A 12,374-nucleotide genomic window follows, 5' to 3' on the forward strand; every position below is an offset into this window, starting at 1 on the left:
TCGATAGGCAGGAGTGCCAGCGGGAGGGATGATGGTCACAGAACGAGGACTCGAAGTCCTTCGCGCGATCGTGCAGGACTATGTCGCGACCCACGAGCCCGTCGGCAGCAAGTCGATCGTCGAACGGCACGCCTTCGGGGTCTCCGCCGCCACGATCCGCAACGACATGGCGCTGCTGGAGGACGAGGACCTCATCGTCGCGCCGCACACCTCGTCGGGCCGCGTGCCGACGGACAAGGGCTACCGGCTGTTCGTGAACCACCTGGCCCAGGTGCGCCCGCTCTCCACGGGGCAGCGCAACGCGATCGAGACGTTCCTGGCCGACCCCGCCGACCTCGACGATCTGATGGCGCGCACCGTGCGGGTGCTCACCCAGCTGACCGGGCAGGTCGCGCTCGCCCAGTACCCGTCATTCGCACGCGCCAGCATCACGCACATCGAGCTGGTCGCGCTCGCGCCGAACCGGATGCTCGTGGTGCTCGTCACCGATGCAGGCGGGGTGTCGCAGCGCATCGCGCCTCTGCCGATCGACCTGGACGACGCCGACGTGGCGGTGCTGCGCGCCCAGCTGGCATCCCTCATCACCGGCCGCGCGGTCAGCGAGGCGACCGATCGGATGCAGTCCGTCGGACAGCCCGATCAGACGGTGGCGGCCCCGCGCCTGCAGCCCGCGCTGATCACGCTGGCCGCGGTGATCTCGGAGGAGCTCGCCGAGTTCAGGCAGGAGCGGCTCGTGATGGCGGGTGCCGCGACGCTCGCGCGCCGCGAGCAGGACTTCCGCGGCAGCATCCATCCGCTGCTCGAAGCCATCGAGGAGCAGGTGACGCTGCTGCGCCTGATGAGCGAGATGGTCACGGACGAGCACGGCCTGGCGACCAGCATCGGCACGGAGAACGCGCCGTTCGGGCTGGGCGAGGCCTCCATCGTGGCCAGCAACTACGCCGCCCCCGGCGGCACGGCGCGGGTCGGCGTGATGGGGCCGACGCGCATGGACTATCCGAGCAACCTCGCGGCGGCCCGTGCCGTGGCGCGCTACCTGTCGCGCATGCTCGAAGAAGACGGAACGACCCGGTGACCCCGGTGTCAGAAAGGTGATCGTGGCGGACCACTACGAAGTCCTCGGGGTGTCCCGGGACGCCACTCAGGACGAGATCAAGAAGGCGTACCGCAAGCTCGCCAGGCAACTGCACCCGGACGTGAACCCGGGTGAGGAGGCGTCCGAGCGGTTCAAGCTCGTCACGCACGCCTACGACGTGCTCGGCGACGAGGAGTCGCGCCGCCGCTACGACATGGGCGGCGACGAGAACGGCGCCGGCTTCGGCGGTTTCGGCGGCTTCGGCGACATCTTCGAGACCTTCTTCGGAGCCGCAGGCGGAGGCGGCCGCTCGGCCCGGCCGCGGTCGCGCCGGGAGCGCGGTGAGGATGCGCTGGTGCGCGTGGACCTCGACCTCGGCGACGTCGTCTTCGGCGCGCACAGGGACATCGAGGTGGACACCGCGGTGCTCTGCGAGACCTGCCAGGGCACGTGCTGCCAGCCGGGCACCTCGCCGGTCACCTGCGACGTCTGCGGCGGCTCCGGGCACGTGCAGCGCCAGGTGCGCAGCCTGCTCGGCAACGTCATCACCACGCAGCCCTGCGGCTCCTGCGAGGGCTTCGGCACGCGGATCGAGTCGCCCTGCGGCGGCTGCGCAGGCCAGGGCCGCGTGCGGACGCGTCGCACCGTCTCGCTCGACATCCCGGCCGGCGTCGAGACGGGCCTGCGGCTGCAGCTCCCGGGCTCCGGTGCCGTCGGCCGCGCGGGCGGCCCGAACGGCGACCTGTACGTCGAGGTGACCGTCGCACCGCATGCGATCTACAGCCGCGACGGGGACGACCTGCTGGCGACGCTCGAGGTCTCGATGACGGATGCCATCCTCGGCACCACCACCACGATCGAGGGACTGGACGGCGAGGTCGACCTCGAGATCCGCGCCGGCGTGCAGTCCGGCGACGTGCTGACCATCGCCGGCCGCGGGATCACCCCGCTGCGCGGCACCCAGCGCGGCGACCTGCGGGTGGGCGTGCAGGTCGTGACGCCGACCAGGCTCGACTCGGCGCAGCGCAAGCTGATCGAGGACTTCGCGAAGAAGACGAAGGCGCCGGCTCCGCAGCTGGCGCAGTTCCACCAGGGCCTGTTCTCGAAGCTGCGCGACCGCTTCCGCAGTCGCTGATCGCGCGCGGGACCCGCCGACCCCACCGACCCCTCGCCGATCGGAGCACCGTGGCGCTGCACTTCATCATCCCCGACTGCGCGGATGCCGCCGTCGGCGACGTCATCGCGCTGACCGGCGCCGAGGCCAAGCACGCCGCCGTGGTGCGACGGGTGCGGGTGGGCGAGACGATCACGCTCGGCGACGGCCGCGGAACGTGGCTGGAGGGAGTCGTCGACGACGTCGCGGCGGCGCGCGTGACCGTGCGCATCGGATCCCGCCGCAGCCACGAGGCGCCGGCCTCGCGGATCGTGCTCGCCCAGGCCCTGGCCAAGGGCGACCGTGACGAGCTCGCAGTGCAGGCCGCATGCGAACTGGGCGTCGACGAGGTCGTGCCGTGGCAGGCCGCGCGCAGCGTGTCGCGCTGGGAGGGGCCGAAGGCCGTCAAGGGCCGGCAGCGCTGGGCGACCATCGTGCGCGAGGCCGCCAAGCAGGCGCACCGCGCCTGGATCCCGGAGGTCGCCGAGGTGGAGACCACCGCGAGTCTCGCTGCTCGCGCCGTGGACGCCAGGATGCTGGTGCTCGATCCCTGGACCGACACCCCGCTCACCGGCATCCGCCCCGACGGGCGCGACATCGTGCTCGTCGTCGGGCCCGAGGGCGGGATCGCGCCGGAGGAGCTGGAGCGGCTCGAGGCAGCGGGCGCCGAGCGCGTGCGCCTGGGCGACACGGTGCTGCGCACGTCCACGGCCGGGCCTGTGGCGATCGCGCTGCTCTCGGCCAACCTGGGACGCTGGTAACTAGACTTGACCGCATGACAGAGCCCTCGATCTTCACCCGCATCCTGAACGGGGAGATCCCCGGCGAGTTCGTCGCCCAGACGGATCACCTCTTCGCCATCCGCGACATCAATCCGCAGGCACCCGTGCACGTGCTCGTCATCCCCAAGACCGAGCAGTACCGCGACGTCACCGAGCTCGCCGCGGGCGACCCGGGCCTGATGGCCGAGATGGTCGCCATGGCCAAGCAGATCGCCGTCGAGCTCGCCAACGGCGAGTACCGTCTGATCTTCAACAACGGCGCCAGCGCCGCCCAGTCCGTCTTCCACGTGCATGCGCACGTGCTCGCAGGTATCGAGGAGAACAAGCTCGTTGGCTTCTGACACTGCGTCGTCCCCTGACGACTCCGCACCGCAGTTCCCCGCCCAACCGGAGCGCACCGAGCGCATCTACGCCGACGGCGTCGCCATGGTGCAGCTGCTCGGCCCGCAGGACCGCCTGCTGCGGATGCTGGAGAAGCAGCATCCGCGCGTCCAGGTGCTCGTGCGCGGCAACGAGATCAACCTCGGCGGCTCGGCGGCCGACGTCGCCGCGGCCAAGGAGCTGGTCGAGGAGCTGCTGGAGATGACCCGCTCCGGCCACGACCTCGTCCCCAGTGACGTGGAGTACTCCGCCCGGATGCTGCGCCGCGAGGACGGGCCGCGCCCGAGCGAGGTGCTCGGCGAGGCCATCCTGTCCACGCGCGGCCGCGTGATCCGCCCCAAGACGCTCGGGCAGAAGGAGTACGTCGACGCGATCGAGGAGAACACCATCGTCTTCGGCATAGGTCCTGCCGGAACCGGCAAGACCTATCTCGCGATGGCCAAGGCCGTGCAGGCCCTGCAGCGCAAAGAGGTCGAGCGCATCATCCTCACCCGTCCCGCCGTGGAGGCGGGTGAGCGGCTCGGGTTCCTGCCCGGTTCGCTCACCGACAAGATCGACCCGTACCTGCGGCCGCTGTACGACGCCCTGAACGAGATGATGGACCCCGAGGTCGTGCCCCGCCTGATGGCGACCGGCACGATCGAAGTCGCGCCCCTCGCCTACATGCGAGGGCGCACGCTGAACAGCTCGTTCGTGGTGCTGGACGAGGCTCAGAACACCACTCCCGAGCAGATGAAGATGTTCCTGACCCGGCTCGGGTTCGGCACCAAGATGGTGGTCACGGGCGACATCACGCAGATCGACCTGCCGCAGGGCGCGTCCGGCCTGCGCCTGGTGACACGTGTGCTCGACGGGATCGACGACATCCACTTCGCCCGGCTGACCAGCGACGACGTCGTGCGTCATTCGCTGGTGGGTCGCATCGTCGACGCGTACAGCGAGTACGACGAGCGCCGCACCGCCGACCGGGTCGAGCGCGAGCAGGCGCACCAGTTCGCGAACCGCGCCGACCGCCGAGCCGGCCTGCGCCCGAACCTCCGAGACCGCAAGCCGAAACGAGGCCTGGAATGATCGAGATCAACAACGAGTCGGCCGTCGAGATCGACGAGACGGTGCTGCAGCGGCTCACCGACTTCAACCTCGAGCAGCTGCACGTCAGCGCGGATGCCGAGGTCGCGATCGTGCTCGTCGACGAGGGCGCCATGGAGGCGCTGCACGTGCAGTGGATGGACGAGCCGGGCCCGACCGACGTGCTGAGCTTTCCGATGGACGAGCTGCGTCCGGGCACCGTCGACCGGCCGACCCCTGCGGGTCTGCTGGGTGACATCGTGCTGTGCCCGCAGGTCGCCGAGACCCAAGCGCAGGCGGCCGGGCATTCCCTGATGGACGAGCTGATCCTGCTCACCACGCACGGCCTGCTGCACCTGCTGGGCTTCGACCACGCCGAGCCCGACGAGGAGCGTGAGATGTTCGGACTGCAGAAGTCTCTGATCGAGGGATTCGCGCACGCCGAACGCCGTCGATGACTCCGTTCTTCCTGCTCGCGGCAGCCGTGCTGCTGGTCTCCTTCGGCGGCCTGATGGCCGCGGTCGACGCCGCCTTCTCGGTGACCTCGAGCACGGACATCGAGGAGCTCGCCTCCGAGGGTCGCGGATCCGCGGCCCTGCACAGCATCGCCGCCGATCCGGACCCGCACGTCAACGCGGTCGCGTTCATGCGCGTGCTGTCCGAGACGACGGCCGCGGTGCTGGTGACGGTGGCGCTGGACGCGTTGCTGCCGAGCATCTGGTGGGCCATGCTGGCCGCTGCGGTTCTGATGACGGGGATCACGTTCGTGCTGGTCGGCGCCAGCCCGCGCTCGTACGGGCGGCTGCACGCCGAGGGCATCCTGCGGGCCTGGGCGCCGACGGTGCGCGGCGTGCGCATCCTGCTCGGCCCGCTGGCCCAGGCGCTCGTGCGCGCCGGCCGCCGTGTCACCCCGGGCGGCGGGCGCAGCAGCTTCGCATCCGAGGAGCAGCTGCTCAGCATGGTCGACGAGGCGGCGTCGCACGACCTCATCGAGGAGGACGACCGCGACCTCATCCACTCGGTGTTCGACTTCACCGATCAGTTCGTGCGGGCCGTCATGGTGCCGCGCACGGAGATGCTCACCGTGGATGCCGCCGAGACCACGACGGACGCGATGGAGCTGTTCCTGCGCACCGGCGTCTCGCGGATGCCCGTGGTCGACGACGAGGCCGATGACGTCGTCGGCGTGCTGTACCTGAAGGATCTCGTGCAGTTCGCCTACCGCGACGAGAGCGCCTGGCGCGGCGCACCGGTGCGGCCGATCGCGCGCCCTGCCGTGTTCGTGCCGGAGTCGATGCGTGCGGAGACGCTGCTGCAGCAGATGAAGCGGGACGCCGTGCACGTGTGCATCGTGATCGACGAGCACGGCGGCATCTCGGGTCTGGTCACCCTGGAGGACCTGATCGAGGAGCTCGTCGGCGAGATCTCCGACGAGTACGACCGCGGACCGGCCGAGGTGGTCGACCTCGGCGGCGGACGCTACCGGGTGAACTCCCGGCTCCCGCTGGAGGACGTCGGCGACCTGTTCGGGCTGGAGCTCGAGGACGAGGACGTGGACTCGATCGGCGGTCTGCTCGGCAAGGCGCTGGGTCAGATCCCGCAGCCGGGGGCGACGGCATCCGTCGACGGGCTGGTGCTCACCGGCGGGGCCTCTCGCGGCCGTGGGCGAGGGATCGCGACCGTGTTCGTGGAGCGCGCCCCGGAGGAGAATGAAGACGTCGATGGAGGACGCGCAGATGACTGACAGCACCCGAAGCGGATTCGTGACGTTCGTGGGACGGCCGAACGTCGGCAAGTCCACGCTGACCAACGCGCTGGTGGGGGAGAAGATCGCCATCACCAGCGAGAAGCCGCAGACCACGAGGCGGGCGATCCGCGGCATCCTGAACCGCCCGGACGGGCAGCTCGTGATCGTCGACACCCCCGGCATCCACAAGCCCCGCACGCTGCTCGGCGAGCGGCTGAACGACCTGGTGGATCAGGTGCTCGGCGACGTCGACGTGATCGGCTTCTGCGTGCCCGCGACCGAGAAGGTCGGCCCGGGCGATCGCCGCATCGCGGCGTCGCTGGACGGCTATCCCCGGGCGAAGAAGGTCGCGATCGTCACCAAGACGGATGCCGCCGACAAGGACGACATCATCGAGCGCCTGATGGAGGTCGACTCGCTGCGTGAGGACTGGGCCGCGGTCATCCCGCTGTCGGCGCTCGGCGACGGCTCGATGGGCCGCGATCAGCTGAACGTGCTGGCCGACGAGATGCTGCTGCTGATGCCCGAAGGGCCGCGGCTGTACGAGGACGGTGTCGTCACCGACGAGTCCGACGAGGACCGCATAGCCGAGATCATCCGCGAGGCCGCCCTGGAGGGCGTGCGCGACGAGCTGCCGCACTCGATCGCCGTGGTGGTCGACGACGTCGAGCCTCGCGAGGACAGCGACATCATCGACGTGTACGCGTCGATCGTCGTAGAGCGCGACAGTCAGAAGGCCATCATCATCGGACGCAAGGGCGCGCGTCTGCGCGATGTGGGGACCGCCGCGCGCGTGGGCATCGAGGAGCTGCTCGGCTCCCGTGTGTTCCTCAAGCTCCATGTGCGCGTGGCCAAGGAGTGGCAGCGCGACCCCAAGCAGCTCGGACGCCTCGGGTTCTGACATGGCGCCGCAGCGGACGGCCCTGCACTGGGTCGCGATCGAGCCCGGGACGCCGGACGCCTGGCGCTTCGAGGAGTACGAGGTGGCGGCGCCCGCACCCGGACAGGTCACGATCCGCGTGCGCGCCGCGGGCGTCAACCCCGCGGATGCCAAGCATGTCGCCTCCGCGCGCCCCGGCATCGAGTTCCCCGCGCCGATCGGCTACGAGGTCTCGGGCGTCGTCACCGCCGTCGGCGCGGACACCGAGATCGTCACCGGCCCGGTCGCGGTGGGCGACGAGGTGATCGCGTTCCGCGTGAGCGGGGGCTATGCCACCGAGCTGACGGTCCCGGCGCAGAAGGTGCTGCGCAAGCCCGCTGCGCTGACGCACGCCGAGGCGGCGAACCTGCTGCTGGCCGGTTCGACGGCATCCGCGATGCTGCACGCGGTCGACGCGAGACCGGGGGAGACGCTGCTGCTGCACGCGGCCTCCGGCTCCGTCGGCGCGAGCGTGCTGCAGCAGGCCGCGGCGCGCGGCATCCGGATCATCGGCACGGCGAGCCCCGCCCGCTTCGACGCGGTGCGTCGCTTCGGAGGCGTTCCGGTCCCGTACGGCGAGGGCCTGGCAGGGCGCATCCGCGCGGCGATGGAGGAGGCCGGCGTCGAGACGATCGACGCCGCGCTGGATGCGGCGGGCACGGCGGAGGCCACCGAGACATCCCTCGCTCTCGTCGGCGATCGGCGGAGGATCGTGACCATCGCGGCACCCAGGGATGCCGCCGAGCACGGATTCCAGGCGAGCTCCGGCTCGGATCCAGAGACGGCGCGCTTCCGCGACGCGGTGCGCATCCGCCTGGTCGAGGCCGCGGAACGCGGCGATCTCGTCGTGCCGATGGTGCGGGAGTACCCGCTCTCGCAGGCGCCCGAGGCGCTGCGCTTCCTGGCCGAGGGGCACCCCGGCGGGAAGATCGCCCTCGTCCCCTGACCCCGCCGGCGTCACGCGGTGAGCATTCTGCCAAGCGGGGTGTTAGCATCGTTGCATGCCTCTGGGCGGTCTGCTTCTTCTTAGCTGCCGCGACGAGTCCTGATCATCGGGCCTCTCTCGTCGCGGCGCTTGTGTTGGCCTGAGCACGTTTTCTGACAAGAAGAAGCCCCATCATGAAGAACAACCAGAAGCCCTCTTCGATGCCGATCCACAAGTACCGGCCGTTCCACGAGCAGATCCGCGTCGATCTCCCGGATCGCACCTGGCCCTCGAAGCGCATCACCGAAGCGCCCCGCTGGTGCGCGGTCGACCTGCGCGACGGCAACCAGGCCCTCATCGACCCGATGTCGCCCGAGCGCAAGCGCGTGATGTTCGAGCTGCTCGTGAGCATGGGCTACAAGGAGATCGAGGTCGGCTTCCCGTCGGCCAGCCAGACCGACTTCGACTTCGTGCGTCAGCTGATCGAGGAGGACCTGATCCCCGATGACGTCACGATCCAGGTGCTGACGCAGTGCCGCGAGCACCTCATCGAGCGCACCTACGAGGCGATCACGGGCGCCAAGCAGGCCATCGTGCACTTCTACAACTCGACCAGCGTGCTGCAGCGCGAGGTCGTTTTCCGCTCCGACCGCGACGGCGTCAAGCAGATCGCCCTGGAGGGCGCGCGCCTGTGCCGCAAGCTGGAGAAGACCATCCCCGGCACCGAGGTGTACTACGAGTACTCCCCGGAGAGCTACACGGGCACCGAGCTGGAGTACGCCGTCGAGGTGTGCAACGAGGTGATCGAGGTGCTGGAGCCCACGCCCGATCGCAAGGTGATCATCAACCTGCCCGCCACGGTCGAGATGGCCAGCCCCAACGTGTACGCCGACTCGATCGAGTGGATGCACCGGCACCTGGCGCACCGCGAGAACGTGATCCTGTCGCTGCACCCGCACAACGACCGCGGCACCGCGATCGCCGCGGCAGAGCTCGGCTACATGGCGGGAGCCGACCGCATCGAGGGATGCCTGTTCGGCAACGGCGAGCGCACCGGGAACGTCGACCTCGTCGCCCTGGGCGTGAACCTGTTCACCCAGGGGATCGACCCCCAGATCGACTTCAGCGACATCGACCAGGTCAAGCGCACGGTCGAGTACTGCAACCAGCTGCCCGTGCCCGAGCGCAGCCCGTGGGCAGGAGACCTGGTCTTCACCGCGTTCAGCGGTTCGCACCAGGACGCCATCAAGAAGGGCTTCGAGGCCATGGCCGCGAAGGCCGAGGAGCAGGGCGTCTCCGTGGACGAGATCGAGTGGGGCGTGCCGTACCTGCCGGTGGACCCGAAGGACCTGGGCCGCTCGTACGAGGCCGTCATCCGCGTGAACTCGCAGTCCGGCAAGGGCGGCGTCGCCTACCTGCTGAAGACCGACCACGCCCTCGACCTGCCGCGCAAGCTGCAGATCGAGTTCTCGGGCGTGGTGCAGGCCAAGACGGATGCCGAGGGCGGCGAGGTCACCAGCGACCAGATCTGGTCGATCTTCACCGACGAGTACCTCCCGGCCGACGACGACGCCGCCAAGTGGGGGCGCTTCGAACTGCTCGGCACGCAGACCCGCAGCGACATGACCGGCGAGGTGTCGCTCGACGTGGTGCTGCGCGACGGCGAGGAGCGCGTCGCGACCGCCGGTACCGGGAACGGCCCGATCGCGGCGTTCATCGAGATCCTGCGCGCGCGCGGCTTCGATGTGTCGCTGTACGACTACGTGGAGCACACCATGTCCAGCGGTGGCGACGCCCAGGCCGCGGCCTATGTCGAGCTGCAGGTGGACGACCACCGGCTGTGGGGCGTCGGCATCGACGGCGACATCTCGACCGCATCCCTCAAGGCGATCGTGTCCTGCGTGAACCGCTCGATCCGCACCCGTGAGGCTCAGCTCGTCCAGGCGTGATCTTCTCTCGCTGCGCTCGCCCGGTTCCTGAGCGAGCGCAGCGAGACGAAGGGCGCATCACGGCTTGATGATCGGGATCATCCCGGTCTCGGTCGCCACCTTGCGGCGGTAGAGACGGCGCTGCTCGGGCAGTGAGACGTCGTAGATCACGGCGAGCACGCGGATGACGGCGGTCACGACGATGCCGGTGATGGCGGCGGCGGTGATGTCGACGTCGAACAGGTGCATGATGACCGTGGCCGTGCATCCCACCCCGGCGGCGACCGCGTAGAGCGAGCCGACGTGCATGATGGCGACCGGCAGCCCCATCAGCACGTCGCGCAGGACGCCGCCGCCGACGGCCGCGCACACGCCGATGAACACGGCGGGGACCGGAGGGATGCCGAACGCGATGGCCTTGCTGACGCCGAACGCGCCGAACATCCCGATCACCACGGCGTCGAGCACGACGATGAAGGTGTTGATGCGGTTGAAGACCCCCGCGAGCAGCATGCCGAACAGCGCGGCGCCCGCAGCGGTGATCAGGTACCAGTTGCTCTGCAGCGTGGCCGGCGGCTGACCGATCAGGAGGTCGCGGATCAGACCGCCGCCCATGCCGATCATGATGCCGATGATCGCGACGCCCAGCCAGTCGAGACGCCGCTCGCCCTGGAAGCCGGAGGCGAACATGGCGCCCTGGATGCCGCCGAGCCCGACGCCGAGCAGATCGGCCCACAGGGGGATGGTGAAGAGCGGTTCGGTCACCCGTCCATTCTTCCCTGTGCAGGGGATAATCGTTGAGTGCCCACCTACCGAGACGAAGCGGTGGTCCTGCGCACCCACAAGCTGGGTGAGGCGGACCGCATCGTCACGATGCTCTCCCGCCGCAACGGCAAGATCCGGGCGGTCGCGAAGGGCGTGCGGCGCACCTCGTCGAAGTTCGGCTCACGGCTCGAGCCGTTCATGGTCGCCGACGTGCAGCTGTACCAGGGCCGCTCGCTGGACATCGTGCAGCAGGCCGAGTCGCTCGGTGCGTACGGGGCCGACATCGCGGTCGACTACGAGCGCTTCACCGCCGCCAGCGCCATGGTCGAGACGGCCGACCGGCTGAACGAGGCGGAGGCGACGAGCGAGCAGTACCTGCTGCTGGTCGGCGGCCTGCGGTCGCTGTCGCGCGGCGAGCATGCCGCCCGCAGCATCCTGGACTCCTACCTGCTGCGCGTGATGGCGCTGTCCGGCTGGGCGCCGGCGCTGGAGGACTGTGCGCGCTGCGGCGCGCCGGGCCCGCACTCGCACTTCGGACCCCAGCTGGGCGGGACCGTATGCGACGACTGCGCCCCGGCGGGAAGCCCGCGGATCTCGGCGTCGACGCTCGCGCTGCTGCGTGCCCTGATGGGCGGCGACTGGGCGACGGTGGATGCCGCTGCTCCGGGCGACCTCGCCGCGGCGTCCGGCACGGTGGCGGCCTATGTGCAGTATCAGCTGGAGCGCGGCATCCGATCCCTGGAGCACGTGACCTCCCTCTCCTCCGACCGACAAGGAGTCCGGTGACCCCGAAGCCCTACACGCACAAGGACGCGGTTCCGTTCCGACCGCTGGACTGGACCGGGGCTCACCCGCCGCAGTTCCCCGCCGTGCCGAACCACGTCGCGATCGTCATGGACGGCAACGGCCGCTGGGCGAACCGCAGGGGGCTCAGCCGCATCGAGGGTCACAAGGCCGGCGAGGAGGTGCTGCTCGACGTCGTCGCCGGTGCCATCCAGGCGGGTGTCAAGCATCTGTCGGTGTACGCGTTCTCCACGGAGAACTGGGCGCGCTCACCCGAGGAGGTGCGCTTCCTGATGGGCTACAACCGCGATGTGCTGCACCGGCGGCGCGACCAGCTCAATGAATGGGGCGTGCGGGTGCGATGGGCGGGGCGCAAGCCCCGGCTGTGGGGCTCGGTGATCAAGGAGCTGCAGTTCGCCGAGCAGCTGACCCGCGGGAACGACGTGCTCACGCTCACCATGTGCGTGAACTACGGCGGGCGCGTGGAGCTGGTGGACGCGATGCGCGCCCTCGCGGACGAGGTGAAGGCCGGGCGGCTCAAGCCGAGCGCCATCACCGAGAAGCAGATCCGCCGGCACCTGTACGTGCCGGACATGCCCGACGTCGACCTGTTCCTGCGCAGCTCGGGCGAGCAGCGAACCTCGAACTTCCTGCTCTGGCAGTCGGCCTACGCCGAGATGGTCTTCCTCGACACGCTGTGGCCGGACTTCTCCCGCGAGGAGCTGTGGCGCGCGATCGGGATCTACCTGTCGCGTGATCGCCGGTTCGGCGGGGCCGTGGACGCGCCGGACGCGTCGGAGTAGCGGCGTGTGGGGGTGGCCAGTACGCAAACACCCTGGTCAACCCCC

At 70.0% G+C, this 12,374-nt stretch carries 13 protein-coding genes; 12 read left to right on the forward strand and 1 reads right to left on the reverse strand.

Features of this window, described 5'->3' with window-relative positions:
* Window positions 1–31: 31 nt before the first annotated feature.
* The 10 genes from hrcA to leuA all read left to right on the forward strand — a co-directional run bounded on the left by hrcA (window position 32) and on the right by leuA (window position 9,999).
* The gene (hrcA, locus tag ACTJJ4_RS01190) at window positions 32–1,075 is read left to right on the forward strand and encodes a heat-inducible transcriptional repressor HrcA (protein WP_440941679.1); all 1,044 of its coding nucleotides are present in this window, start codon (window positions 32–34) and stop codon (window positions 1,073–1,075) included.
* Between the two features lie 22 nt (window positions 1,076–1,097).
* A complete protein-coding gene (gene dnaJ / locus ACTJJ4_RS01195; protein ID WP_285630385.1) occupies window positions 1,098–2,210 on the forward strand; it encodes a molecular chaperone DnaJ in 1,113 nt (370 codons plus the stop codon).
* A gap of 50 nt (window positions 2,211–2,260) precedes the next feature.
* Window positions 2,261–2,989, forward strand: a complete 729-nt coding sequence (locus ACTJJ4_RS01200; protein WP_440941680.1) for a 16S rRNA (uracil(1498)-N(3))-methyltransferase — start codon at window positions 2,261–2,263, stop codon at window positions 2,987–2,989.
* A 14-nt stretch (window positions 2,990–3,003) separates the two neighbouring features.
* The gene (locus tag ACTJJ4_RS01205; protein ID WP_292702710.1) at window positions 3,004–3,351 is read left to right on the forward strand and encodes an HIT domain-containing protein; all 348 of its coding nucleotides are present in this window, start codon (window positions 3,004–3,006) and stop codon (window positions 3,349–3,351) included.
* Window positions 3,352–3,436: 85 nt separating this feature from the next.
* Complete coding sequence (locus ACTJJ4_RS01210) at window positions 3,437–4,462, forward strand: PhoH family protein (protein ID WP_440942794.1); 1,026 nt, start codon at window positions 3,437–3,439, stop codon at window positions 4,460–4,462.
* Entirely contained in the window at window positions 4,459–4,917 is a 459-nt protein-coding gene (gene ybeY / locus ACTJJ4_RS01215; RefSeq protein ID WP_440941681.1) for an rRNA maturation RNase YbeY, read from the forward strand. Before ACTJJ4_RS01210 ends, ybeY begins: the two co-directional genes overlap by 4 nt.
* Window positions 4,914–6,203 (forward strand): hemolysin family protein, encoded by a 1,290-nt coding sequence (locus ACTJJ4_RS01220; RefSeq protein ID WP_440941682.1) that lies wholly within the window; start codon window positions 4,914–4,916, stop codon window positions 6,201–6,203. The genes ybeY and ACTJJ4_RS01220 overlap by 4 nt, the downstream gene beginning before the upstream one ends.
* Complete coding sequence (gene era / locus ACTJJ4_RS01225; protein WP_440941683.1) at window positions 6,196–7,107, forward strand: GTPase Era; 912 nt, start codon at window positions 6,196–6,198, stop codon at window positions 7,105–7,107. Before ACTJJ4_RS01220 ends, era begins: the two co-directional genes overlap by 8 nt.
* 1 nt (window position 7,108) lies before the next feature.
* Window positions 7,109–8,071, forward strand: coding sequence for a quinone oxidoreductase family protein (locus tag ACTJJ4_RS01230; RefSeq protein WP_440941684.1), 963 nt, complete (start codon window positions 7,109–7,111; stop codon window positions 8,069–8,071).
* A gap of 173 nt (window positions 8,072–8,244) precedes the next feature.
* Window positions 8,245–9,999: a 2-isopropylmalate synthase gene (gene leuA / locus ACTJJ4_RS01235; protein ID WP_440941685.1), complete on the forward strand. Its 1,755-nt coding sequence runs from the start codon at window positions 8,245–8,247 to the stop codon at window positions 9,997–9,999.
* A 57-nt stretch (window positions 10,000–10,056) separates the two neighbouring features.
* Here the strand turns inward: leuA and ACTJJ4_RS01240 are convergent, their stop codons facing one another.
* Complete coding sequence (locus tag ACTJJ4_RS01240; RefSeq protein WP_440941686.1) at window positions 10,057–10,743, reverse strand: trimeric intracellular cation channel family protein; 687 nt, start codon at window positions 10,741–10,743, stop codon at window positions 10,057–10,059.
* 36 nt (window positions 10,744–10,779) lie between these two features.
* On the opposite strand from ACTJJ4_RS01240, the gene recO reads away from it, so the two are divergent.
* Window positions 10,780–11,529 carry a DNA repair protein RecO gene (recO, locus tag ACTJJ4_RS01245; protein ID WP_292702724.1) on the forward strand — a complete coding sequence of 250 codons (750 nt, stop codon included), beginning with the start codon at window positions 10,780–10,782 and terminating at the stop codon, window positions 11,527–11,529.
* Window positions 11,526–12,329: an isoprenyl transferase gene (locus ACTJJ4_RS01250; RefSeq protein WP_285630405.1), complete on the forward strand. Its 804-nt coding sequence runs from the start codon at window positions 11,526–11,528 to the stop codon at window positions 12,327–12,329. Before recO ends, ACTJJ4_RS01250 begins: the two co-directional genes overlap by 4 nt.
* The last annotated feature ends 45 nt before the right edge of the window (window positions 12,330–12,374 follow it).

Source organism: Microbacterium sp. 22195, from assembly GCF_052056515.1.
GTDB lineage: Bacteria > Actinomycetota > Actinomycetes > Actinomycetales > Microbacteriaceae > Microbacterium.